The sequence below is a fragment of the Paenibacillus barengoltzii G22 genome, assembly GCF_000403375.2.
Taxonomy (GTDB): Bacteria; Bacillota; Bacilli; order Paenibacillales; family Paenibacillaceae; genus Fontibacillus; species Fontibacillus barengoltzii.
The window spans coordinates 1,319,337-1,345,293 of sequence record NZ_KE159653.1 but is presented as its reverse complement, the minus strand read 5'-3'; the positions used below and the strand labels follow the sequence as shown (position 1 = coordinate 1,345,293).

Below are 25,957 nucleotides of genomic sequence, written 5' to 3'. Positions count from 1 at the left end.
TTACAATACTTTAGCCTCAGCTCATATTTCTATTTCTTGAAGTGACGTGACATGTTATAATAAATTTGTCGTATTTTGTCGTTGTTTGTTGTTTTATGCAGGGCTAATGTGACATAAGGAAAGTAGAGGGGCTGTTGTTGATCAAGAAACGCAACTTCTTCATGATAATTCTAGGGATTGGGATAATTGCTTTTCTTGCCCTCTATTATATTGGACAAGCGAATATCTCCCGTAATCATCATAATCCCCGGGTTGTAGAGGGGGTTATGGATTTAACCGAGTGGGATTTCGCGAAAAATGGAACAGTCAAGCTGCAAGGCTCTTGGGAGTTTTATTGGAATCAACTTCTCCCGTACAGGCAACAAGAGAGTTTGACCGGTTATCTCAATGTTCCTGGGCAATGGAACAAACAAAACTTCCCGGCGGAAGGTTCAGCAACATACAGGGTTATCGTCAAGGTAAAGCCCTCTTCGATGATGTACGGAATGCGCATCTCAAATGTTCAAATGGCTAGTGCGGTATATGTAGACGGACTAAAGATGGGGCACAGCGGTCACCCTGCGATGACAAGGGAAACGTACACCCCGGAGAACAAACCCTACACCTTTTATTTCCCGATCCATGGGGAGTCAGTCGAAATCCTGCTTCAAGTCACTAATTTTGATTTTATCAATGGCGGAGTTACAAATCATATTCAGTTCGGCACAATGAAGGCGATCAGCAATCTGGACAGAACAGCGACTGGATTGGACATTGTCGTTGTTGTGGCATTAGGGATGGTCGGGCTGTATCACTTGGGGGTATTTTCGAAGCGGAGACAGGATCAAAGCCTGCTATTTTTTGGTGTGTACTGTCTAGTGGCAGGATTCTCCTTTATGTGTTTAAGCGAACGCCTGTTTACCCAGCTTTTTTACTGGTTGCCGTTTGAATTGTCCCATCGGCTTCAGCTTGTAGGGATCTATGGCTCGATGATTGTTATTACATTATTTATCCGAACCATTTGTCACAGCCTGTTTCCCGCATGGTTTTTTAGGACGGTTTTTGTTACCTTCGGTTCTTTCATCCTGTTTGGTTTTCTCTTTCCATTCTCTACATACTCGCAATTCACCTTTATCTTCAGTACGCTTCAAGTTCTAGTATATCTTGTTGTGGTATGGATCCTATCCACGTCCAAAGAGGAACGTTACGGGAATTTTAGCAGACAGAGCATCTTGATCTTGATTTTGGCCTTTTACATGTTGTTGATTTGTCTGATTGACAACTCCTTATATGTATTGGGGCTTTTGCCCAACAATTACTTAGGGATTATCAGCATGATGTTGTTCACAATCCTGATTTCTTTGATGCTGTCTTTTCGCTTTTCCGATGCTTACAGAACGATTGAGTTAATGTCTGTTAGGTTAATAGAGTCCGATCGGCTGAAAGATGAATTTTTGGTTAGAACATCTCATGAGTTTCAGACGCCTTTAAACGGAATACTGAATATTTCGCAGTCCATGTTGGAGAAAATACCGGATCATGCTATGGACAAACACAATATGAATTTGACGGTGATCCAAGGAATGGCAAGAAGGTTATCGACGCTTGTGGGGGATATCTTGGATCTGGAGAGGATTAAACGCGATGATCTACCATTGTTTCTATCTGCAATTGATCTGAAGGTAACGGTATCGATTGTCCTGGAGGTATTCGAGCATGTTGCCCCTAGCAAGCAGATTGAAATGATCAACCGAATTCCGGACGATCTTCCACTTGTGCATGCGGATGAGAATCGATTGAATCAAGTGCTTACGAATGTCATTGGAAATGCTGTCAAATTTACGGAACGTGGAACAGTTGAAATTTGGGCCGAACAGCAGAATGAGTTCATCAAGGTGGTTGTGGCGGATACAGGCATAGGCATGGCTGCTTCAGACTGGCAGCGCATCTTTGAACCCTTTACGCAAGCGAATGGAGACAGGGGCGAAGCCTATGGCGGCATCGGTTTGGGCTTAAGTATTTCCAGTAGGCTGATCCAAATGATGAATGGTCGTATTTATATCGAGGACTCCACACCCGGACAGGGGACTAGGCTTGCTTTTACCTTACCAGTATCGCCTGAATCGAAGGAGTTAACCGCTCGTGGGCGGGTCAACCGGAAACGGGAGACACTCCCTCAGACCTATAGAGACTACGATAGCGCTGAATTGCAAAACTCGGAGCCGGGTGTATTTACGTTGCTCGCCGTGGATGACGAGCCTACCAATTTACAGGTCTTACAGAATCTGTTTTCTGCCCAAGAATGCCGTCTGCTTACCGCGACTGACGGTCGTCAAGCCCTTCAACGATTAAAGGAGAATCCACATATCGATATGGTTCTTCTGGATGTGATGATGCCACAGTTATCCGGATACGAAACTTGCCGTGAGATTCGCCGGGATTATTCATTATTTGATTTGCCGGTTGTGATGTTAACAGTGCGGAATACCCCCCAAGATATTGCAGCCGGCTTTGCCGCTGGAGCCAATGACTTTATTGTTAAGCCTTTCAATATGCTGGAGGTACGGGCAAGGGTGAAGACCTTGCTTAAACTGAAGAAGTCGGTTCGGGATGCGATGGATGCGGAGATGGCTTTCCTGCAGTCTCAGATCAAGCCGCATTTCCTGTTTAATGCTTTGAATGCCATTTTATCCATATGTTATACCGATAGCCTCAGGGCAGCGCAGCTAATAAACCATCTAAGTCACTATTTAAGAAGAAGTTTCGACTTCTCAAGCCATGACCAGTTTGTCAGCATTCGTGATGAAGTGAAGTTGGTGGAATCCTACGTGGAAATCGAAAAGGCACGGTTCGATGAGCGGCTGGAAGTGGAATATGACATTGATGATACGTTGATGGAGTGCCGAATTTTGCCCCTTACCATTCAGCCTTTAGTAGAAAATGCGATCCGGCACGGCATTATGAAGAGAAAGCAGGGAGGAAAACTCCAATTGATTATCCGTGAAGCAGCGGTCGCCTCCCCCCAAGCATTTGAGGCTTCAGAGAAGATGCTCATCGTCACAATTCGGGATAACGGGGTTGGCATGAGCCAGGGGAAGATTACAGAGGTGCTTGACCTTCATCGAACTCGGGCAAAACGAGGGGTCGGCTTGGTTAATATCCATCAACGACTGATGCTTTTATATAGGGAAGGTCTCCACATTGAAAGTAACGAGGGAGAAGGGACAATTGTACAATTTCGGTTTAAATGTTCCAAGCAAACCTGATAAATTTTATTTTCTGAATGGAGTGAGTGATGTGGAATGATGAAAGTGGTACTGCTGGATGATGAAAAACCGGCATTAAGGGTGCTTGGCAGATTCATCGGGGACCGAAACGATGTACAGGTTGTTGGTGCTTATACTGACCCTACGGAGATGCTAAATGACGTAAAGGAACTTATGCCGGATCTCATTTTTATGGATATTGAAATACCTGAAATGAATGGGTTGGAGATCGCAGCTCGCTTGCGGGAGATTCAGGAGAACACCGAAGTCGTTTTTGTTACAGCCTACCGCCAGTATGCTCTGGAGGCTTTCCGGGTCAGTGCCGTGGATTACTTACTGAAGCCCATAGATCCGGAGATGCTGCACCATACCCTTGATCGAATCTTGAAACGTAGAGTACGACGAACGGTTGGGACGGAGACAGGCTCCTCCCCCGGGATCAGATGCTTTGGAGGATTTGACATCACTAAGAAAACGCAAGTCCCTGTACATTTTCCTACCGCTAAGGCCGAAGAACTGTTTGCTTATATGCTGGTACATCGGAATACAACGATTTCCAAATGGACCATTTGCGACAACCTCTGGCCGGACATCTCCTCCCCGGAGAACGTGATGCATAAACTGCATGTGACCATGCATCGTATGAAGAAGACCCTGCAGGAAGCCGGAATTCAAGTTCGTATCTCCTCTCTCAAAGGATACTATCGGATGGAGTGTGAGGAATCCTGCGATTATTTTCAGTTCGAACAAAGGGTCTCCAGGGAGTTAAGTGCCGATCAAGGAAATCCCGAGGCTTTGATGAAGATGCTGGGTCTTTACAAAGGTCCTCTCTTCGCTCACAGGGATTATCCTTGGTGTGAGGAGGAGCGGGAAAGAATGTTTCGTTATTTTGCCACAGCATCCAAGAGAGTGGCAAAATGGTATCAGGAAAGAATGCAGTATCCCCAGGCTTCCGAGGTATTGCACGCCCTGATCCTTCATGATCCAATAGACGAAGAGGCTCATGAGATGCTCTTGCGAATGTATCTCAATCTTCAAGACAAGCACTCATTCCTTGCCCATTATGAGAAAGTGAAAAAGACCTACAGCGAAGAGCTAGGTACCTTCCCTCCGGAAATCTTGAGCAGCATGGCTGATAGCCTTCGCTAAAACATCATCACAAAAAAGACGCTGATCAGTTCAGCGTCTTTTTTGTGATCAACCGCCTTGCAAGAAAAATCAATTCCAGGAAATGTGCGGTCCCTCCTGAGCAGGAGCCGGAGATCCGCGCAAGGTTACAGACCTTTGGCTGGTCCTCGGAATCGCAATGGTTTGGACTTATGCTGGCGCGGGTTACGGGGGTGTCCAAGGCCGATAACCGATTTATGGAGAACGATGAATACCTGATCTCCTTTGCTGCAGCCAATATCGCGCAAGAAATGGTGCGAATCCGGGGGATTCAAGCGGAAATCATCAATTTCCATGACCTCACCGTGGGAATCCTGCTTTCCTATCCGTCCGAAACCAGAAAAATGCATGTCAAAGAAGAGCTGTTCAGCCTGGCCGAGGATTTAGTCCGCACGATCAGTTCGCTGCTAAAGATGCAAACGACGATCTGCATTGGGCGGTTAACCACCGAGATCAAGGATATTCCGGACATGCTGCCGTTTCTTCAGAACGCGATTCTGTATCGGGACCTGAAGGAACAATGCCAGGTGCTTGATCTGGAGGAGATTCTGCCCTATACGCCGCAAGAGGTTCATTATCCCTTCGCTTTGGAGAAGGAGCTGCTTCAAGCGTTGCGGATGGGACAATGCGAGCAGGCGATGCAGCGGATCGAGGCCATTATCTCTGAGCTGGTCGTGCGTTCGCGCAAAGAGAAGCTATTGAAGGAAGGCGTCATGCAGGTGCTGGGAAGCATCATGCATACGTTATTGGAGACCGGCTACCAACCTCATCAGTTGTACGAAGGAGATAATCTCTTTGAGCAATTGAGTCAAATTCGGGAGCCGGAGCAGATCGTCCGTTTTTTTCAGCAAAAAATTATCCTTCCGTATGCCCAGAAGTTAAGCGAGGATCAGACGGCCCGAGCGAAGCCGCTCATCGAACAGGTGACGGCAATGCTGAAGGATCAGTTCGCCGAAGGGATTTCGCTCGAAGCGTGCGCGCATCATTTTAATACAACGCCTTATACGCTGAGCCGCTTGTTCAAACAGGTAACCGGCATGAATTTCATCGATTATGTAACGGCTCTCCGGATTGAGAAGGCGAAGGAGCTGCTCAGTGACTCCGATATGAAAGTGAATGAAATTGCGGAGCAGGTGGGGTTACAACCGTCCTATTTTATTCGGCTGTTTAAGAGGTTTGAACAGATTACACCGGGACAATATCGAGAGAAAGTTATGAAATAAAGGAAAAATTTCATATCCCTACCCACAGCCTTTTTCATTATAATAGAGAAATATAAAAATATATGGGGGTTGTTATGAATACTAAGCAAACTCAGCTCGGCGAGGGGCGGAGTGATCGATTCTCTTCTGCCGGATTTATTTTGGCCGCGATCGGCAGTTCCGTTGGTCTCGGCAACATGTGGAAGTTCCCTTACATTACAGGCCAAAACGGGGGAGCTGCCTTCTTCCTGATCTTCATTATCTGTTTGATCTTGATCGGCTTGCCTCTGTTGTTAGCGGAGCTGGCCATTGGGCGCTCAGGGCGCGGAAGTGCATCCACGTCCTTTGTAAAAGCCGGCGGTCCTAAAGTGTTTGGCCGTCTTGGGCTGCTGCAAGTTATCGCTCCATTTCTTATTTTGAGCTTCTATGTCATCGTTGCGGGATGGACGCTCCATTATGCGGTTCAGTCCTTCAGCGGAGGTTTGTATGTCGATTCGGACTATAGCGGGAAATTTGGCTCGTTCATCCAAGGCTTCATGCCGCTCGTATGGCAGGTGGCGTCTGTGTTGATTACCGCCATCGTGGTAGGGAAAGGGATCTCCGGCGGGATTGAAAAATTCAATAAGGTGCTGATCCCGGGGCTCGTCGTCCTTCTGATCATTTTGATGATCCGGGCATTAACCTTGCCGGGAGCCGGGGAGGGCGTTTCCTTCTTCCTTCAACCGGATTTCTCGAAGCTGAGTCCGGAGGCGGCTTTGGTTGCTTTGGGACATGCCTTCTTCTCGTTATCGCTGGGGATGGGGATTTTGCTCACCTACGGGGCTTACGTGGACAAGCGCCAATCCCTAGGCGCGGCTACGCTGGCGATCGGGGCTGGGGACTTGATCTATGCGTTTATTGCAGGCTTGATCATCTTCCCGACAACCGCTTCTTTTGGTTTAGAGTCGAATGCCGGGCCGTCTTTGGTCTTCATCGCACTGCCGGCCGCGTTCTCGGCGATGCCGTTTGGCGCCTTCTTCGGTGGGTTGTTCTTCGTCCTGCTGGCGATTGCGGCGCTAACCTCCGCGGTATCGTTGCTGGAAGTGCCGGTCACCTTCGTCATGGACCGCTGGGGATGGGGGCGCGGAAAATCCGTAACGATCATCAGCGTGTTGGTTCTGTTGATCGGGTTGCCTTCCGTCTTGTCCTTTGGGATCGTACCGGCTTTGTCGGACATGGGCGGGAAGAACTTCTTCGACTGGCTTGATTTCATTACCTCGAACATTTTGCTGCCAATCGGCGGCTTGATTACGACTCTTTTTGTAGGGTACTTTTGGAAAAAGGCTGCGGAAGCCGCGGGGCTCAAGTCCGGTTGGTTCCGGTTATGGCTGTTTATGGTTCGGTATATCGCACCGGTACTCGTCGTACTCGTGCTGCTGCATACTACCGGAGTGATCAAGTTTTAGGAAGTTTAAGCAAGGGGCGCGGTCTATCGCGTCCCTTTTTTTGTTTGACTTATTTACAAAGCTTGCTATATATTTAGATAGCATGCTCTGTAAAAGGTGGTGAAGGGATGCAGCATGAAAGCAGAAAACCAATCCTGATATCTTCTTTGAAGATCATCGGGAATCAGGCGAGCAAGGTCGGAGATCTCCACCTGAAGGAAATTGGATTAACCCATAGCCAAGCCAATTTGATCCTTTTTCTGGCTCACCACGCGGATCGAAAAATCCGCCAACGGGACATTGAGGTCGCTCTCAATTTAACGAACCCAACCGTGAGCGGATTGATCAAACGGCTGGAACAGAAGCAATTTATCATACGGGCGGATGATCCGGAGGATTCGCGAGCACGGATGATTTTGCTGACAGAAAAGGCCAAATTGTTGGTAGATCAGATCTTTGAACATATACATCAAACAGAAACCAAACTGCTTGAAGGGTTTACGGAGGAAGAAGCGGAGCTCGTGTCGAGCCTGCTAAGACGAATTGCAGAAAATGCGCTCAAAAATTTCTAACCCGGGGACCTGGAAGTAGATATGAATGATGGAGGGATGGCAATGGCAAAGCGCTCATCACAGTTTTGGGCGTTATTCCTGTTCTCGATTGGTGTCTTTATGGCACAGCTCGACAACGGGATTATCAGCGCGGCGCTGACAACGATTAACCGTTCTTTTGACGTGTCCGCCAACTGGGGGGCATGGGGGATTACGATTTACACGCTGGGCCTTGCGATCAGCTTGCCGATCGTGGGGAAACTGTCGGACCGATATGGCCGCAAAAAGCTGTTTATCGTGGAAATCGCCCTGTTTGGGATCGGCTCGTTGTTGGTTGCACTGAGCCCGTCTTTTGGCTTTTACTTATTTGCCCGCGTCGTGCAAGCTTTAGGGGGCGGCGGGATTTTCATTATCGGCAGCTCGCATATTTTAAGTACGGTGGAGCCGGATAAACAAGCGAAATATTTAGGTTTGCTTGGGGCGATGAACGGGATTGCCGCCGTGCTCGGCCCGAATATCGGCAGCTTGCTGCTGGATTTGACGGGGAAGTGGCATGTGCTGTTCTTGATCAACGTCCCGATCGCCATCGTGCTGTTTATTTTGGGACTGCGGAAGCTGGAGGAATCGTCGGATCCGTCGCCGGGACGGCTTGACCTCATCGGTACGATCATCCTGTCGCTGGGCATCTTGTCCTTGATGCTGGGGCTGACCAATATCGACGTGGATTTTGCGGAGAGCCTGACCCGTCCAAACGTATGGGGATATTTGCTTGGCGGGGTCATACTGATCACGATCCTGTTATTTTTCGAAGGGAAAATGGAGCGGAACCAATCCGGCGATCCGATTCTGCCGGTCCGTCTGATCAAGCAACCTCGCTACCTGATGGTTCTGCTGATCGGTACTTTGTCGGGCGGTTTGCTCGCTGCGATGATCTATATCCCGTCCTTCACCGAGCAAGTGCTTGGCATTGCGGCGGAAAACTCGGGGTATTGGATGACGCCGCTGGCGCTCGCGGCCGGAATCGGTGCAGGGTTAGGCGGGATGCTGGTCTCCAAGCGTGGCCCGGTCTTTACCGTCATCATGTCTGGACTGATTGCCGCCATTGGTTTTATGCTGTTCCCGCTATGGCTTGAGACGAGATGGCAGTTTATCATTGCCAGCGCCATTGCAGGCGTTGGGATTGGGGTCATTCTCGGAGCGCCGCTGAACATTTTGGCTACGGAAGGCTTAAAGAAGGATAAGGGGTCAGCTCTGGCTTCCTTGTCGCTGCTGCGCCAAATCGGGATGACGCTGGCTCCGGCGATCTATGCCGGATTTATCGCTCGTGCGTTTAACAATATGGGCACGTTGTTTGCTGAGAAGTTCCCGGGCATTTTGCAGCAAAATCTGGCTAACGTCACCTTGTCGGCCGAGGCCCAAGCGGAGCTTGCCCAGATCGGGCAGCACATGTCTTCAGGCGGATCCGGAGTGTCGGAAAGCGAGCTGAGCGGGATGCTTCAGGCGATCCAGGATCCTACGCTGAAGCAGGTATTGGCCGACAGCGTGGGCGAGATCACGAAGACCGCCGCTCAGACCGGATTTAGCGGATTGTATTGGACCGCTGCCATTTTAGGGATGGCCATCATCGTGGGGGCGCTGGTTCTGATTCCGTTAAGAAAAAAGAGCCCGCAAGACCTCGAGGTCACAGAAGAGACGGTATAAGCTTAAGCGAGACGGTTGAAGGCACCTGAACGGAGTTCAGGTGTCTTTTTTATGGCATATGAATCTAGCATAAGAAGTTAAAAATTAAACATTTCACCTGCCTAACCTTGCATAAAATGAATTTGAATCGCTTACATATATTGGGTGATTACCAAATTTAGAGATTTGGAGGGTGAAGGATGGCTGCGAAAGCTGCAAAAGGTGCGAAGGCCGCGAAAGCGGCGAAAGGGAAGAGCTACAACGAGGTGTGGCATTCCGCCAAGTTCAAGACGCTGATCTCCCGAAAGAAAAGGTTCATTATTCCGTCGACGGTCTTTTTTTTGCTGTTTTACTTCGCGCTCCCGATCATGACCTCGTATTCCGAGGTGCTCAATCAACCGGCGATTGGCCCGATATCCTGGGCATGGCTGTTCGCGTTCGCTCAGTTTATCATGACCTGGGCGTTGTGTATCCTGTACTCGCGGGTTGCGCGAAGGTTTGATCGGCTGGCAGATGAAATTCGGCGGGAAATGGGGGCGTAACGAACATGGCATTTACTTTATTTTGCGCGATTGTGCTGTTGACGTTGGTTATTACCTATTTTGCCGCGAAAAAAACGAACAACACCAGCGAATTCTACACCGCAGGCGGCGGGCTGAAGGGTTGGCAAAATGGAACCGCCATCGCCGGTGACTACATGTCAGCTGCGTCATTTCTCGGTATTGCCGGGTCGATCGCCTTGGTTGGGTTCGACGGATTCTTTTACAGTATCGGGTTTCTTGTTGCTTATCTCGTCGTGTTGTATCTGGTGGCGGAACCGCTGCGGAATTTGGGCAAGTATACCGTTGCTGACATGATTGCGTCCCGCTTTGCGAACAAGGAAGTCCGGGGCTTTGCGGCACTGAATACGATTGCGATCTCGATCTTCTATATGATTGCACAACTGGTTGGAGCGGGGGCGCTGATCAAGCTCCTGCTCGGGCTCGATTACGCCACATCGGTGCTGATCGTTGGGGTGCTTATGACCATCTACGTTGTATTTGGCGGGATGCATGCCACCAGCTGGGTGCAGATCACCAAAGCGATCTTGCTGATGGGCGGCACCTTCGTGATCTCGTTGATGGTCTTGGCCAAGTTTGATTTTAGTCTGACCGGCATGTTTGAGCAGATGAAGACCGCAACACCGCTTATGGAAAAATACTTGAATCCGGGCAACAAATACAACGTGCCGTTGGAGACGATCTCGCTGAACCTCGCGCTGGTATTGGGTACGGCGGGGCTGCCGCATATTTTGATCCGGTTCTTTACGGTGAAGGACGCCCGCACGGCTCGCAGCTCTGTGGTGTATGCGACCTGGATTATTGGCATCTTCTATGTCATGACGATTTTCCTTGGCTTCGGAGCTGCTGCGTTCGTGGGCACCAAGGAGATTACCGCCGTCGACAAAGCCGGCAATATGGCGGCTCCGCTGCTGGCGAAGGCGCTGGGCGGCGACTTCCTGTTCGCGTTTATCTCAGCGGTTGCATTTGCGACGATTCTGGCCGTGGTCACCGGCCTTGTGCTGTCTGCAGCGTCGGCTTTTGCCCACGACTTCTACGGGCAAATTGTCCGCCGCGGCAAAGCGTCGGAAGGCGAGCAGCTGCGGATGGCGCGTTGGGCTTCGATCGGCGTCTCGATCATCTCGATTCTGTTGGCTCTGTTCGCCCAGAAAATGAACGTAGCCTTCCTCGTCTCGTTGGCATTTGCCGTTGCAGCAAGTGCGAACCTGCCGATCATCCTGTTCACCGTGTTCTGGCGAAGATTTAACCGTACGGGGGCGATTTCCGGCATGCTGGTTGGCTTGTTCAGCACAATTATCCTTGTAGCGCTGAGTCCTAACGTCTGGGATCCGGAGCCGGGCAAGGCGATTCTGACCGGAACAGCTCTCTTCCCGATGACCAATCCGGGAATTATTTCCATTCCGTTGGGTTTTCTTGCAGCGTTTCTCGGCACATTCCTGTCCCGGGAGAAGGATGAGGCGAAATACGCCGAGGTGCTGGTGAAGGCGAACACCGGAGCTTAAGCTCTGGCTAGGTTTCAACCAAACGACTCCTATGGGGTCGTTTTTTTTATATGAAAAAAACAAGATAAAACCTTTAATTCGCGAAGTGAAATGAATGCGCTTACCTACTATAATTTTCTAGCAAAGGGGGGTGATAGTAAAAAATGTGCCTACATGAGGTTCCAAGGTAGGTGATGTCCTGGAAGACGAAGCTTGACCAAGGTAAGAAGCAGGGAGCAAGAATCTTTTCATTTTAGGCAGTCAAATTTATTTCTGAGGAGGAATGTTTGATGAAGTTAAAAAAGAAGATGCTTACTTTACTCCTGACGGCTTCGATGAGTTTTGGTTTATTTGGGGCAACTTCAAGTGCAGCAACGGATTATTGGCAATATTGGACGGATGGCGGCGGAACGGTGAATGCGGTAAACGGGTCCGGGGGCAATTACAGCGTGACCTGGCAAAATACCGGAAACTTCGTCGTTGGCAAAGGCTGGACCGTCGGCTCGCCTAACCGGGTGATCAACTACAATGCCGGCATCTGGGAACCTTGGGGGAACGGGTATTTAACTCTTTACGGATGGACGAGAAACGCGTTGATCGAGTATTACGTTGTGGACAGCTGGGGGACGTACCGGCCTACCGGCACTTACAAAGGTTCGGTGTACAGCGACGGAGGCACTTACGATATTTATACGACCATGCGTTATAATGCGCCTTCCATCGATGGCACGCAGACGTTCCAACAGTTCTGGAGCGTGCGGCAATCGAAACGACCTACCGGCAGCAACGTGTCCATCACCTTCAGCAATCACGTAAATGCTTGGAGAAACGTGGGCATGCACCTGGGCAGCAGCTGGTCTTATCAGGTGTTGGCGACAGAAGGTTATCAGAGCAGCGGAAGATCTAACGTCACGGTGTGGTAATGGTTCATCGCTAAAGTTAGTTTCAAGGCCGCTCGGTTTGCCGCCGGCGGCCTTCACGGATCATCAATCAAAGGGGAGCTGACCTTGAGGAAGCGATACATCTGCATGATTTTGTCCATTGCCATCATGATGCTAGTCTCCGCCTGCTCGCAGGCGGCAATGGGAAGACCGGAACGGCAGAAAGACTCGTTCGTGCTCGTTCAAGGCGGAAGTGTGAAGAACACCCGGTCTAATTTTTATGGCTCGGGTGTGGTGTTAGCTGATTTTTATATCGGAAAATATGAAGTAACCCAGCGAGAATGGGTGGAAGTGATGGGCGGCAATCCGTCTCAGTTCCAAGGCGACGATTTGCCGGTGGAGATGGTGAGCTGGTACGACGTGATCGAGTATTGCAATCAGCGGAGCATAAAAGAGGGCTTGAAACCTTTTTACAATATAGATAAGCAAACCGTAGACACCCGCAATCAAAGCGAATACGATCCTGTGAAATGGACGGTCACCGTCAATCCGGATGCGAACGGATATCGGCTCCCGACGGAAGCCGAGTGGGAGTATGCAGCTGGGGGCGGGCAGCTCAGCCAGAGCTATAAATACAGCGGAAGCTCGCGCCTGGATGATGTGGCCTGGTATTGGCGAAATGCCGGGGAGGAGTATCTCAGTGGGGATTGGAACTGGCCGATGATTGAAAGTAATCAAAGCCGCACCCAGCCGGTTGGCGGCAAGAAGCCGAATGAACTGGGGTTGTACGATATGTCCGGCAATGTGAGGGAATGGTGCTGGGATTGGTACGGGGACGAGGTGAACCAGGACTACGACCGCGGCTCGTTTCGCGTGGTGAAAGGCGGCGGCTGGATCGGGGATGTCAGCAGCAGCGAGGTGGCGTTTCGCGGCAAGTTTGAAGCGAGCGGCTTTGGTCCAGATCAAGGGTTCCGGTTGGCGCGCAATAAGTAGTTTGGAAGTTTGGGGTGTTTGAGGAGTTTGAGTAGTTAGGTAGATTGGTAGATTGGTAGATTGGTTGAGTTAAGCTGAGATAGGCAAGTTCGGCCGTGCAGGATAGTTGGGCTAGTTAGTAGGATAGATGGGGGAGTTGGCGAGTTTGACTAGTTAGGCTCGTTATCGTTGGGCTAGTTCGGCTAGTCTGGCGAGGAAGCTTGGAGGGAGCTTGGCTAGATTTTGGAATTGAATCCAGCCCTTTTCACGTAGTAAGCTAAGGGGAAAGAAAGAGCCCATACGGGAGGAAGGGAGCTGGCTCCATTTATGAAGGTTGAAACGGTGATGCAGGAGCTTGAGGCACTCGGTAAGGAGCGCCTGAAGAAAATGTATATGTCCAACGGGGCACAAGAGCCGCTGTTTGGCGTTGCGACAGGAGAAATGAAGCCGTTGTTCCGGCAAATCAAGATCAATCATTCCTTGGCCGAGGAGCTGTACGCGACAGGAAATTACGATGCGATGTATTTTGCGGGGATGATTGCGGATCCGAAGGCGATGACGCATGCGGATTTTGAGCGCTGGATCGAGAAGGCGTATTTCTATATGTTGTCGGACTTCGTGGTTGCCGTCACCTTGGCGGAGGCGGATATTGCTCAGGAAGTGGCGGACCAGTGGATCGCCAGCGGGGACGAGCTGAAGATGTCGGCGGGCTGGAGCTGTTACTGCTGGCTATTGGGGAGCCGACCGGACAGCGAGTTTGACGAAGGCAAGCTCGCCGGCATGCTGGAGACGGTGAAGAACTCGATCCACGATGCGCCTGAGCGTACGAAGTCCGCGATGAATAACTTTGTGTACACCGTCGCGGTTTCCTATGTGCCGCTGCACAAACAAGCGGTGGAGACCGCCCAAGCGATTGGCCCGGTCGAGATGAAGCGGGACAAGAAGAAGAGCGCCATCCTGAACGCTTCGGAAAACATCCAAAAATCGTTGGACCGCGGTCAGCTGGGCTTTAAGCGCAAGTATGTGCGGTGCTGATGGGAGAGGGGATGACCCGAGGGGCCGCGGGGGAACGGGTTACCCTTTTTGAGGGCGATCTGCTCTCATAAAGGGGGTGATCCCTCTTAGAGGAGTGATTCCCTCTTAGAGGTGGGCTCTTCTCTTAGAGGAGTGATTCTCTCATAGAGGAGCAGAGAGGTTCCCTCTTAGAGGTGCTATCCACTCTTAGAAGAGCGCTCTCCTCGTAGAGGATGTTTCCTCTCTTAAAGGGGCGCTCCTTTCTTAGACGATGGATCCTCTTTAAAGGGGATTCCTTTTCAAGAGCGGGATCCCTTCTAGAGGGACGATCCTCTTGTTAGTGGGGATCCCCTCCTTTTAGCGAGATGATCCGCCCTTTTGCCCCAAGGCTTGACCGTGCTGCGCAGTGTAGGGGGGATTCTATATGAAAAATCGAGTACAATGCACCCCAATCCAGCGATTTCGCTGAAATGTACTCGAAAAATCATACATAATCGGCCCAGATGCGTGTGGGACCGCGAAATGTACATGAAAAATCGAGTACAATGCGCCCCAATCCAGCGATTTCGGCGAAATGTACTCGAAAAATCATACATAATCGGCCCAGATGCGTGTGGGACCGCGAAATGTACATGAAAAATCGAGTACAATGCGCCCCAATCCAGCGATTTCGGCGAAATGTACTCGAAAAATCATACATAATCGGCCCAGATGCGTGTGGGACCGCGAAATGTACATGAAAATTCGAGTACAATGCGCCCCAATTCAGCGATTTGGGCGAAATGTACTCGAAAAATCATACAGAATCGGCCCAGATGCGTGTGTGACCGCAAAATGTACATGAAAAATCGAGTACAATGCGCCCCAATCCAGCGATTTCGGCGAAATGTACTCGAAAAAATCATGTACAGTATGGGCCTGACGTGGCCGTAATCGCACTACAACGGTTTCCCGTTCAACGTCGGCGGGGCCTCCGGCTTCATCACGGGGCCGAAGTCGTCCGTTGCAGCGGCGGGGTTGCCGTCTTGGTTCCAGGCGTCTTTCATCATGAAGGCGCCTTTACGTCCTTCGTCGGTGGAGTCCTTCGCTTTGGCTCGTTCCAGTTGCTGCTGGGCGTAGTCCTCTTTTTTACTCATCTGACGCACCTCCTATACTGTGTGTGGTTACTTAGTATTCCCAAAGTTCCTTTCCGCAAAAAAAGAAAACCCGCCAAAGCTCAACCTCCTGGGAGTTCAAGCCTTGACGGGTCCTATCTCAGGATCGTTCTGCTTATTGCGCCTTCACGAACTCGGCCGCCTTCACGCCGGCCTGCCGTCCGAAGATGATAATATCGGCTACGGAGTTGCCGCCGATCCGGTTATCCCCGTGCAACCCGCCGGTCACTTCGCCAGCGGCGAACAGGCCTGGGATCGGGTTGCCGTCCTTGTTCAACACTTCCGTGTTGGTGTTGATTTTCACGCCGCCCATGGTGTAGTGGATGCCGGGAGCAATTTTGATGGCGTAATACGGTGCGCCGGACAAATCATAATCCATCCCGGTGGTTCTGCCGAATTCGGCGTCATTTTTACTTTGTACAGCGGCATTCCAAGTTTCCAACGTCTTCGCCAAAGCATCGGCCGGTACGCCCATGGCCTCAGCCAAAGCTTCAATCGTGTCACCTTGGATCACAAAGCCCATCTTTTCATATTGTTGAATCGCTTTAGCCCGGGATTTTACGCCGGAATCAAAAACAAGGTAGGCTGATTTCTCAGGCAGGGCATTGATCGCAGCCGTCACCTTATCACGTGTATCCATTTCATTGTAGAAACGTACGCCTTCGCTGGAAACTAGAATCGCACCTTCACCGCGCACGGCCTCGCCGATCAGATAGGATTTCTCCTGTTGAACGGTTGGGTGAACTTGGATCTGATCCATATCCACGGTAACGCCGCCCAACTTCTCAATCATCGTAATGCCATCACCGGTGCTGCCAACTTGGTTGGTCGTGACATATCCCTTTAAGTCCGGTCTAAACTCGGTGATCATTTCCGGATTCGCCCCGTAACCGCCGGTTGCGACGATGATAGCTTTGGCGGTAATCGTTTTTTCCTCGGTATCGTTCAAAACGACCTTCACGCCGCTCACTTTGCCGTCTTGCTGAATAATTTCCTTGACGTTGGCGTTGACGAACAGCGGAATGCCTTGTTCTTCAACGTTTCGCACCAGGCCGTCCACCAGGTATTGTCCCACGGCGGAGCCGTCTTCCGGACGATGGGTGCGTTTTTCGCTCATACCGCCGGTAATCGTCAGGTTATTCAAGCGGATGCCGATGGCATCAAGCCAATCGATCGCTTCGGCGGAATGGTCAACGAAGTAACGAAGCAGTTCGGTATCATTCGTATTATGGCCGCCTTTGAGTGTCTCTTCATAGAACTTGTCGTTGCTGTCTTCAATGCCTTGTTCCTTTTGGAATTTCGTTTCTGAGGCGTTCATGCCCGAGGACGATTTCGTTGTATTGCCCCCAGCCACCGGCATTTTCTCAAAAATCACCGGGTTCATGCCGCTCGCTTTCGCTTCAAGTGCCGCGGTCATGCCAGCACCGCCTGCGCCGATGATAATGATATCGTAGCTATCCTTCAACTGATCGTGGGGCGTATAGCTTTTTTCGGATGCGCCGGCTACGGCTTCGGCTTCGCTTTCCTTGGCCTTGTTCGTCTGTCCCCCAGCCTGCGTCTGGTTCTGATCTTGAGCCTGGTTCTGAGGCTCGTTCCCATTGTTGCCGCATCCCGTGATGACCAGCATCAAGGATAAGACGAGAATGAGTGCTGCTGTTACTTTCTTTTGCATGATAAACCCTCCACTTTTGTCTTAATAGGGGAGCTGTTTCTCTTTCGTTCCCCTTGGCGAGGATAACATAAGGGCTTGTTATGGTAAGTGAAACTTTTCACAATCAAACAGCTATCAAACAAGTTTTGATCTTCCCTGCGCCAAAAAAAACGAAAAGGCAACTCCACCAACCCCAATAGCTTGGCGGAATTGCCTTTATTTTGGCATGCTCTACACAGCTTCCATCTTCTGCGCGGTATACAAGCGGTAGTATAGACCGCGTTTGGCCATCAGCTCGTCATGCGAGCCGGATTCGGCAATCCCCTTGTCGGAGACGTACATGATGCGGTCGCAGTTCTTCACCGTCGACAGCCGGTGCGCGATGATAAATGAGGTGCGTCCCTTGAGCAGCTCGTTTAGGCCTTGCTGGAGCAGACGCTCTGTCTTGGCGTCGATCGAAGAGGTCGCTTCGTCCAGAATCAGAATACGCGGATCGGCCAGCAGCGTCCGGGCGAACGAGATGAGCTGCCGCTGTCCTTGGGACAGCTTCGAGCCGCGCTCATTCACTTCCGTGTAGTAACCTTGCTCAAACTCGCGGATGAACTCGTCAGCGCAGACGGTTTTGGCCGCAGCAATGACTTCCTCTTCGGTGGCGTCCAGCTTTCCATAGCGGATATTATCCATGATCGTACCCGAGAAAATAAAGCTGTCCTGCAGCATAATCCCCATCTGGCTGCGCAGCGACTTCAATGTCACCTGCGAGATGTCGTGACCATCGATCAGAATCGCGCCTTCGCTCACATTGTAGAAGCGAGAGATCAGGTTCACGACCGTGGTTTTGCCCGCACCTGTCGGTCCGACGAGGGCGATGCTTTCCCCGGCTTTGACCTCAAAGTTCAGGTGCTCCAGAATGTTCAGGCCGGGATCGTAAGCAAACGTAACGTCTTTGAATTGGACGTTGCCCTGTACTGGCGGCAATGCCTTCGCCCCCGGAACGTCGCTGACCGTCACCGGTTCATCCAGCGTTTCAAAGATCCGTTCCAGGTACGCTACGGCGTTAATAAAGTTGTTGTACAACTGTGACAAGTTCAGGATCGGCTGCCAGAAGCGGGCTGCGTAGTTACTCATCGCAAGGATGACCCCGAAGGTCACGCCTTGCGGCCCCATCGCAAGCAAGCCAACCATATAGATCAATGTCGTGACGATCGTCGCCAGGTTATCCACGGAGAACGGGATCAGCGCGTTGTAGCGCAGCGCCCGCATCCATTCCTTGCGGTAGTTGCCGGCGAGGCGAGTGAAGATGCCTTCGTTATGCTTCTCACGGGAGAAAATTTGCGTCACGCCAATCCCGCTGATACTCTCCTGCAAATAGGCGTTCATGTTAGAGCTTTTGTTAGATACAGCCTGCCATGCCCGGCGCTGCCGGGTTTTGATCAGCAGCATGACGCCGAGGAACACCGGCAATCCGGCCAAGGTGACGAACGACAACCGAACATCCACCGCGAACATAAACACAGCGATAAAGATCAAGTTGACGATCTCCAAAATAAAGTTGATGATCCCGTTGGACAACACGTCGGATACCGCATTGACGTAGTTAACGACGCGGATCAGAATTTTCCCTTGGGGACGGTCGTCGTAATATTTGAACGGCAGCTGCTGCAGATGCTTAAACAGATCCGTCCGGATATCGAAGATGATATCCTGGCCAACCCGGGTCATGATCCGGGAGCGGATTGTCGCCAGCTCAACGCTGACCACGATCGTGAGCAACATCAGCGCAGACCATCCGACCAGCGCGCCAAACGCTTTTTGCGGAATCGTCACGTCAACGACATGCTGGATAATGAGCGGCGCGGACAGCGCGATCGCCGCAGACAAGGCGCTCAGCACGAACGCGATGATCATCGGCTTTTGCTGCTTCCGGATGTACACCATGGCACGTCTGAAGTGTTTTATATCAAAAGGAGACTCTAGATTCTCATCCACATCGAACTTATTTCTAGCCATGGCTACTCACCGTCCTTCCGATCCCTTCATTTTGAAGCATAAATACATCGTAATAATAGCCGCGCTTCGCGAGCAATTCGGCATGGGTGCCTTCCTCAATCAGCCGTCCGCCGTCCAGAATCAGAATACGGTCTGCTTCGGCCGTGGTCGACACACGCTGAGCAATGATCAGCTTCGTGCACGGGAAGTTCAGCTCGCGCAAGCTCTTCTGGATATGCTCCTCGGTCTCTAAGTCTACCGCGGATGTAGTATCGTCGAGGATCAGAATCGGCCGGCGTACCGCCAGCGCCCGAGCCAGCGCGATCCGCTGCTTCTGCCCGCCGGATAAGCCAACGCCGCGCTCCCCAACGATGGTGTCATATCCTTCCGGCATTTTCGTAATAAAATCATGCGCCGCCGCAAGTTTGGCATACTCTCTCGTTTGATCCTCCGGCAGCTCGGGATCGCCGTAAGCGATGTTTCCGTCGATCGTATCGGAGAACAGCAGCACGTCCTGGGTCGCGATGCCGATGTTGCTGCGGAGCTCATCAAGCTCCAGTTCGCGGACGTCCACGCCGTCAACCAACACTTGCCCATCGGATACGTCGTAAAAGCGCGGGATCAGGTTCACGAGCGACGTTTTGCCTGAACCGGTTGAGCCCATAATGGCGATCGTTTCTCCCGGATTCACCGAGAAGCTGATATCGTGAAGCACTTCGTTGCTGTCATATTTGAAGCTGACGTGCTTGAATTCGATGCGTCCTTCGTAACGGCGCTTATCGATTGCGTTGTGCTCGTTGACGATTTTGGGTTTGGCGTAATAAATTTCTACAATCTTACTCAAGCTGGCGAAGAAACGTTGGATATCGTTAATGATAATGCCGATGTTGCGCATCGGGTTGGACACGGCCCAGATCAGTGCGGAGAACGCGGAAAATTCCCCGAACGTAATCCTTCCCTGCATGACAAAATATCCACCGGCCAGCATCAAGATCACGTTAAACGCTTGGGCGAACGTCTCCAGGTACGGGAAGTAGTCCAGCCACACGAGCGCTGCTTTCTTGTTCGCTTCAGAGAAGTGAACGTTCTTATCGGTAAATTTCTCAATTTCAAATTCTTCACGAGCAAAGGCTTTAACGACGCGGTTCCCCGAGATGTTCTCTTGGGTGATCGTATTCAGTTGGGACAACCGCTCGCGCAGATCTACGTACATCGGACGGACCTTTTTCGCGAAGATGTAAGCCACGACGAAGATGGGAGGCGCCAAGACCAGCAGCCACAGCGTCAACACGGCATCAATGGTGAAAAAATAAGCGACGGCCGCAATAAAGATCGTCAGCGATTCAATAATCGTTTTGATGATCCACGCCATCGAGTGCCGCACCATGTCCAAGTCCCCGGTCATCTTGGTCATCAGGTCCCCGGTCCGGTTATGGTCGTAGTATTCCATATCTTGGCCTTGGATTTTGTTGTACAGATAGATGCGGACTTTGTACAACATATTTTGCGAAGCCTGCTCATATTGCATCGTCGTCAAATAAGCTAGCCCCGTCCGCAGCAGCGAGAACCCGATCATCCCCAAGCAGAGCATGATCAGCAGTCCCCGTTGCTCCGTTAAATTTTGCATTGCATTTTCACCTGTGATAAACGTGTCAACAATCTGCTGGCCGATGTACGGATTGATAATCATGAGCGAGGAGCCCACGACGGAAAGCACCAGCGCGGTGATATACCTGGCCCGGTTGCCTTCCAAATTCTGCCACAGCCATTTGAGTTCAAACAATTCTGATCACCCGTTTCTGTTTGTTGTTGCAAGCTGTTAAAGCAATCTTCATTTTCGCAAATCATCGTGATTATACCACAACCGTTCACAGGTAAAACCCGCATATTCCAGCGTGTTGTCACGTAGGTTTGCGTTTTCGTGATGGGATCGCCTCTTTGCTTTTATTTCGGTAAATTCTTTAGAATATGAAGTGAATTGCTCCAATTTTGCAGGCCGATACGAAAAAAATTTGAAGGAGGGATCGCCATGGTCGAAAATTTCGTGATCGTACCGCTAACCACAGAAGATCGAGAGCAAGCCTGCCGCGTATTCGAGCAGACGATTCCGGAGGCGTTTGCCGCGGAAGGGCTCGGACATTTAATAGAAGATATCCGCGAAGAAGTGGATGGAAAAAGAAAGCTGGTGAACGCCGCCCTTGGGGCTGCATCCAGCTCTGATCCGCATGGGAAAGGGAAAACAGCGGGGGAGAGCCCCGTCCTATTTCTCGTTGCGAAGATCGGGCGGGAGGTGGTGGGAACGATTTCCTATGGCCCTTGCGGGAAGGAAACGAGGGATTGCACCCGGAACGCGTTGGACGAGGTTGGCGAGCTGGGAAGCTTATACGTGCTCCCCGCCTATCAAGGACAAGGCATCGGAGCGGCGTTGATCGAGGCGATGGCGAAGGCGCTGCAAGAGCGGGGGATCGAGCGCTTCTGTCTCGACAGCGGCTATAAGCGGGCGCAGCAGAAGTGGCTGCGCAAGTTCGGCGAACCTTATGTCGTGGCTAAGGACTACTGGGGGCCGGGGCAGGACCATATGGTTTGGTTGTGTCAGGTGGGGGATTACGTGGTGCGCAGGTAGATAGGGGCATCTCCCATTGTCCCAGTCGATGTTGTTGAAATAAGGGTGAAAAATGGCCTTATTCTTCCCCAAATACACGTTCCGCTTAAAATAAGGCCCTAAAAGGGTCTTATTGATCTCAGATCGAGCTCCTATGCGATGTTTCATCCTCTTTTTCTTCAAATAAGACCTTAAAAGGGTCTTATTTTCTTTCATGAGGTGCAAAGAGGAGGAAATAACGCCACAAAAGGGCCTTATCAGAAGGCCCTGTCGCTATGAGAACGGTCGAACGGTCAACCAACATGCACGCATCGAACCGATCCGTACCCAACCCAACCTAACCTAACTTAACTCTCCATTTGCCGGGTTACCTGTGAAGTGTTATATTGATAGGATTGGTGGAACGAGCTTCAAGCCTTGGGCACTTCCTGCCAAAATTAGCGATTCCGGCAGTAAGGCCGGCAAGGAGTTATTTATGCAATTTAAAGAACTGAACCTGATTCCTTCGATCTTAAAAGCGTTGGAGCAGGAGAACTATACGGCACCTACGCCAATTCAACAACAAGCGATTCCTCCGATTCTGGGCGGCCAAGACTTGCTGGGCTGCGCGCAGACCGGTACGGGGAAAACCGCAGCATTTGCCATCCCTACCCTGCAATTGCTGCATAAGGATGGCACCCCGCGAGCAGGCCGGCGGAATATTCGCGCGCTGGTGATCACGCCAACCCGCGAGCTGGCGCTGCAGATTTACGAAAATTTTTGCGCCTACGGGAAGTACCTGCCTCTGAAATGTGCTGTCATCTTTGGCGGCGTGTCGCAGAAACCGCAGGAGGCTGTGCTTCAGAAAGGCGTAGACATTCTGATCGCCACGCCGGGAAGGCTGAACGATCTCATGCAGCAGAAGCTGATCGATCTGAAGGACGTGGAGCTTCTGATTTTGGATGAAGCGGACCGCATGTTGGACATGGGCTTTATCCACGACGTGAAGAAGATCATCGCCAAGACGCCGTCCCAACGGCAAACCTTGCTCTTCTCCGCCACGATGCCCGGCGCGATCGCGCAAATGGCTAATTCCATCTTGAGAAACCCCGTCAAGGTGGAGATTACACCGGTTTCCTCCACGGTGGACACGATCCGGCAGTATCTATATTACGTGGACAAAGGTAACAAGAGGGATCTGCTGATTCACCTTTTGCAAGACCCGTCCATCGAATCCGCCATCGTCTTTACGCGGACCAAGCATGGGGCGGACCGGTTAGTGCGCTACTTAACGAAGGCGCAGGTCAGCGCCAAAGCCATCCACGGTGACAAGTCGCAAGGCGCTCGGCAGACGGCTTTGCAGGATTTCAAGAACCGCACCTTGCGCGTCCTGGTCGCCACCGATATTGCAGCGCGGGGCATCGACATCGACGAGTTATCTCACGTCGTCAACTACGAGCTGCCGAATATTCCCGAAACCTACGTTCACCGGATCGGGCGAACCGGTCGGGCCGGACAAAGCGGTGTCGCCATTTCGTTCTGCGATTTTGACGAGAAGCCGTACTTGGCTGATATTGAGAAATTGATCGGAAAGCGAGTCCCTGTCATTAAAGATCACCCTTATCCGATGCAACAAACGGCTCCGGCCCCGAAGCCGGTACAGCCGGCAAGGAATACCAAGAAGCGTACGGATTCCTTTACCCCTCATCGCGTAAGACAATCCCGCTAAATGAAGAAGGAGTTGCACCTCCCATCAAGATGATGGTATAGGGCAACTCCTTTTGTTTCTAAATTTCCCGATAGCTCAACCCTCGCCTGACAACAATTTCAGCAGCTTCTGCGGGATGTTGAACTTCTGGTTGTCGATGAGCAACTGGAATTCTTCGGAGGCTTCGGCTTGATGCGCGTGCTTGATTTCCTCCATTTCCTGTTGCAGCTGTTCCATTTTCAAGTCCAGCTCGAAGGCAGTGTCGGCGGCGGTCTTCAGGTCCTGGAGCAGACGATCCGGGACGGACTCGTTATATTTGTAGAAAATCTTGTGCTCCAGGCTGGCCCAGAAATCCATCGCAATCGTACGGATCTGGATTTCGACGCAAACCATTTCCTCACCGTCTGACATGAACACGGGCACTTCAACCAGCATGTGCAAGCTCTTATATCCGTTGGGTTTAGGGTTCTTGATGTAATCTTTGATCGTAAGGATCTTCAAATCCTTCTGTGCCTGCAGCATTTCGCTGATTCGATAAATGTCCGAAATAAACGAACAGGTGATGCGGATGCCGGCGATGTCGCGAATGCTCCGTTTAATATCCTCTAGGGAGGAAGCGCCGCCTTTGCGATGCAGCTTCTTCATGATGCTCTCCGGAGACTTGATTCTCGATTTCGTGTGCTCGATCGGATTATATTCGTGGAGGAGCTGAAACTCCTCTTGCAAAATTTCGATCTTCGTCTCCACCTCGTGGAGGGCAAATTTGTACATCATCATAAATCGGGTCAATGACTTCCGCAGGACCTTCATTTGCTCCAAGGGGTTCACATAAGATTGATTTATCATTAGGGCTCCGTCCTTTAACAATGTTCATGACATGATTACCATTTCCATTATAGCTTAGGAGACAGGCCAGATGCCAGAAAGGGGAAATCATGCAGAGAACGCCCTTAGGATTTCTCTCACCTACGTAGTTTGCAGAAGAGGCAATGCGTCCGTCAGTTGAATCTTATACGATTTGACCAGGGTCTCCCCATTGATCGTATCAGCTTCATAAGCTCGTTCAAACCCGAGGCTTTCATACAGCTTCACCGCAGCCGCCATCATGTCAGAGGTATGCAGGTACAGCGTTTGGGCACCAAGCTCAAGCGAGCGGCGGGCCGCCTCGCGAATCAGCCGCTTGGCAATCCCGCGTCTGCGGGCATAGGGGGATACCGCGAGCAGCCGGATGATGGGCGAATGGATGCTTAAGTCCGATCTCCCATAGGCCGCTTCCGAGTTCAGGAACAGCTGCACGCTGCCAACAATCTCTCCATTCAGCTCAGCGACGAGGCGGGCATAAGGCCCGTTGCCGTAGACAGAGCTTCGAATGTTCGCGCGATATTCCTCCCATCGTTCGCGGGGCATCTCAAACGCATATTGCTGGTAAGCTTCCAGCATGACTTTGGCAATTTGTTCCCGTTCATCTTCCCGGGCATCCCGGATGAACACTTCCTGCTCTATACGGCTCATTTCCAACACTCCTTATCGAGGTAGTTCATTCATCATCCAAATCCCAATCAATTAAGTGAAGTGAACCTAGTATAGATCAAATGCCTACTAAACGCATCGGAATATAAAAATATTTACATGAACATTAAAAAAATCTATATCGAACGATTGACAAAAAGTGGCGGGCTCCCTAAGATTAAGGATAATTTACAAACCCGTCTATATAGATTGGTATAGTAAGATATATAGAAAACAGGGGAGGGGATCAGTTTTGAACATCGATCATATTGAGGCGTTTGTATACATTAATCACTACGGCAGCTTCAACAAGGCGGCGGAGGTGTTATTTCTATCGCAGCCAACGGTGACCGCGCGGATCCAATCGCTGGAGCGGGAGCTGGATTGCCGGTTGTTCGACCGCTTGGGGAAGCAAATCCAACTGACGGAGAAGGGGAAACAATTTCTGCCCTATGCCCAGCAAATCCTTCAGACCTACCAAAAGGGAAAACATCATCTCCATTCCCGGCCGGGAACCCCTGAGGAGCTGCGAATTGGCAGTACTGTATCCGTGTCCAACTATTTAATGCCGCACCTGCTCGTACTGTTGCATAGACGCTTTCCGTTGATCAACTTCAAGGTGACTACCGCTCCAACTGACGTTCTGGCCGGGAAGCTGGCGTCCAAAGAAATCGACGTGGCCTTTGCGCGCAAGCAGATGAGCCCGTCGTTTCAATCCTATCCCTTTTACGATGATCCGATCCGGCTGTACGTATATAAGGATCACCCGCTTGCCGCTGCCGGCAGTGCATCCATCCGCGACATCCGGCGGGAGCCGCTGGTGTTCTTCGAATGCGGTTCCCTCGACTGGATGCGAATCCACCGCGCGTTCGAAAGCCTGGAGCAGCCGCCTAACATCGTGTATCAAGTCGATAATGCCGAGACCGCCAAGAAACTTGTGATCAACCGGGCCGGCATCTGCTTCCTTCCTGGTTTGTCCGCGAGACAAGAAGTGCAGGAGGGCATCCTCGTGCCGGTAGACATCCTAGAGACAGCCGGCATTTCTTTACAAACCCACCTCATCTCCCTCAGCGGTGATAACAACGTGTTCTTGGACGCTCTGTTAGAGCTGAGCGCTTCTCCTATTGACGATTTGCATGTACCCATAGAAAAACTCGATTAGACGCGTAACAAAAATCACAGTAAAGT

Annotated in this window: 20 protein-coding genes; 14 read left to right on the top strand and 6 right to left on the bottom strand. The window is 51.0% G+C overall.

Going from position 1 to position 25,957, the window contains the following annotated elements; translation table 11 throughout:
* Positions 1 to 137 precede the first annotated feature (137 nt).
* From C812_RS14345 to C812_RS14295, 11 genes are all read left to right on the top strand, one after another.
* A complete protein-coding gene (locus tag C812_RS14345; RefSeq protein ID WP_051134954.1) occupies positions 138 to 3,245 on the top strand; it encodes an ATP-binding protein in 3,108 nt (1,035 codons plus the stop codon).
* A gap of 39 nt (positions 3,246 to 3,284) precedes the next feature.
* Positions 3,285 to 4,394: a response regulator gene (locus tag C812_RS14340; RefSeq protein ID WP_167669322.1), complete on the top strand. Its 1,110-nt coding sequence runs from the start codon at positions 3,285 to 3,287 to the stop codon at positions 4,392 to 4,394.
* Between the two features lie 44 nt (positions 4,395 to 4,438).
* Entirely contained in the window at positions 4,439 to 5,635 is a 1,197-nt protein-coding gene (locus C812_RS14335) for a helix-turn-helix transcriptional regulator (protein ID WP_016313376.1), read from the top strand.
* A gap of 62 nt (positions 5,636 to 5,697) precedes the next feature.
* On the top strand, positions 5,698 to 7,059 hold the full coding sequence (locus tag C812_RS14330) for a sodium-dependent transporter (protein WP_084770746.1): 1,362 nt from the start codon (positions 5,698 to 5,700) through the stop codon (positions 7,057 to 7,059).
* Between the two features lie 146 nt (positions 7,060 to 7,205).
* A complete protein-coding gene (locus C812_RS14325; RefSeq protein WP_167669321.1) occupies positions 7,206 to 7,610 on the top strand; it encodes a MarR family winged helix-turn-helix transcriptional regulator in 405 nt (134 codons plus the stop codon).
* Between the two features lie 36 nt (positions 7,611 to 7,646).
* Positions 7,647 to 9,290: an MFS transporter gene (locus C812_RS14320; RefSeq protein WP_036625481.1), complete on the top strand. Its 1,644-nt coding sequence runs from the start codon at positions 7,647 to 7,649 to the stop codon at positions 9,288 to 9,290.
* Positions 9,291 to 9,469: 179 nt separating this feature from the next.
* A complete protein-coding gene (locus tag C812_RS14315) occupies positions 9,470 to 9,811 on the top strand; it encodes a DUF485 domain-containing protein (RefSeq protein WP_016313372.1) in 342 nt (113 codons plus the stop codon).
* A 5-nt stretch (positions 9,812 to 9,816) separates the two neighbouring features.
* Positions 9,817 to 11,331 carry a solute symporter family protein gene (locus C812_RS14310; RefSeq protein ID WP_016313371.1) on the top strand — a complete coding sequence of 505 codons (1,515 nt, stop codon included), beginning with the start codon at positions 9,817 to 9,819 and terminating at the stop codon, positions 11,329 to 11,331.
* A gap of 266 nt (positions 11,332 to 11,597) precedes the next feature.
* Complete coding sequence (locus C812_RS14305; protein WP_036625189.1) at positions 11,598 to 12,233, top strand: glycoside hydrolase family 11 protein; 636 nt, start codon at positions 11,598 to 11,600, stop codon at positions 12,231 to 12,233.
* Positions 12,234 to 12,317: 84 nt separating this feature from the next.
* Positions 12,318 to 13,184: an SUMF1/EgtB/PvdO family nonheme iron enzyme gene (locus C812_RS14300; RefSeq protein ID WP_208855755.1), complete on the top strand. Its 867-nt coding sequence runs from the start codon at positions 12,318 to 12,320 to the stop codon at positions 13,182 to 13,184.
* A 306-nt stretch (positions 13,185 to 13,490) separates the two neighbouring features.
* On the top strand, positions 13,491 to 14,198 hold the full coding sequence (locus tag C812_RS14295) for a DNA alkylation repair protein (RefSeq protein ID WP_016313368.1): 708 nt from the start codon (positions 13,491 to 13,493) through the stop codon (positions 14,196 to 14,198).
* Between the two features lie 917 nt (positions 14,199 to 15,115).
* Here C812_RS14295 and C812_RS14290 read toward each other — a convergent pair.
* From C812_RS14290 to C812_RS14275, 4 genes are all read right to left on the bottom strand, one after another.
* Positions 15,116 to 15,313 carry a hypothetical protein gene (locus C812_RS14290; RefSeq protein ID WP_016313367.1) on the bottom strand — a complete coding sequence of 66 codons (198 nt, stop codon included), beginning with the start codon at positions 15,311 to 15,313 and terminating at the stop codon, positions 15,116 to 15,118.
* A gap of 133 nt (positions 15,314 to 15,446) precedes the next feature.
* Positions 15,447 to 17,003: a flavocytochrome c gene (locus tag C812_RS14285; protein ID WP_016313366.1), complete on the bottom strand. Its 1,557-nt coding sequence runs from the start codon at positions 17,001 to 17,003 to the stop codon at positions 15,447 to 15,449.
* Positions 17,004 to 17,213: 210 nt separating this feature from the next.
* On the bottom strand, positions 17,214 to 18,992 hold the full coding sequence (locus C812_RS14280) for an ABC transporter ATP-binding protein (protein ID WP_016313365.1): 1,779 nt from the start codon (positions 18,990 to 18,992) through the stop codon (positions 17,214 to 17,216).
* Positions 18,985 to 20,754, bottom strand: a complete 1,770-nt coding sequence (locus tag C812_RS14275; RefSeq protein ID WP_016313364.1) for an ABC transporter ATP-binding protein — start codon at positions 20,752 to 20,754, stop codon at positions 18,985 to 18,987. The genes C812_RS14280 and C812_RS14275 overlap by 8 nt, the downstream gene beginning before the upstream one ends.
* Positions 20,755 to 21,000: 246 nt before the next feature.
* Here C812_RS14275 and C812_RS14270 point away from each other — a divergent pair, with 246 nt between their 5' ends.
* Complete coding sequence (locus tag C812_RS14270; protein ID WP_016313363.1) at positions 21,001 to 21,594, top strand: GNAT family N-acetyltransferase; 594 nt, start codon at positions 21,001 to 21,003, stop codon at positions 21,592 to 21,594.
* A gap of 454 nt (positions 21,595 to 22,048) precedes the next feature.
* The gene (locus tag C812_RS14265) at positions 22,049 to 23,281 is read left to right on the top strand and encodes a DEAD/DEAH box helicase (RefSeq protein WP_016313362.1); all 1,233 of its coding nucleotides are present in this window, start codon (positions 22,049 to 22,051) and stop codon (positions 23,279 to 23,281) included.
* Positions 23,282 to 23,356: 75 nt separating this feature from the next.
* On the opposite strand, the gene C812_RS14260 is transcribed toward C812_RS14265, so the two are convergent.
* Positions 23,357 to 24,106: a GTP pyrophosphokinase gene (locus C812_RS14260; protein ID WP_016313361.1), complete on the bottom strand. Its 750-nt coding sequence runs from the start codon at positions 24,104 to 24,106 to the stop codon at positions 23,357 to 23,359.
* Between the two features lie 120 nt (positions 24,107 to 24,226).
* Positions 24,227 to 24,772, bottom strand: a complete 546-nt coding sequence (locus tag C812_RS14255; RefSeq protein WP_016313360.1) for a GNAT family N-acetyltransferase — start codon at positions 24,770 to 24,772, stop codon at positions 24,227 to 24,229.
* Positions 24,773 to 25,022: 250 nt separating this feature from the next.
* Between C812_RS14255 and C812_RS14250 the strand changes: the two genes are divergently transcribed.
* Positions 25,023 to 25,931, top strand: a complete 909-nt coding sequence (locus tag C812_RS14250) for a LysR family transcriptional regulator (protein WP_016313359.1) — start codon at positions 25,023 to 25,025, stop codon at positions 25,929 to 25,931.
* Positions 25,932 to 25,957 lie beyond the last annotated feature (26 nt).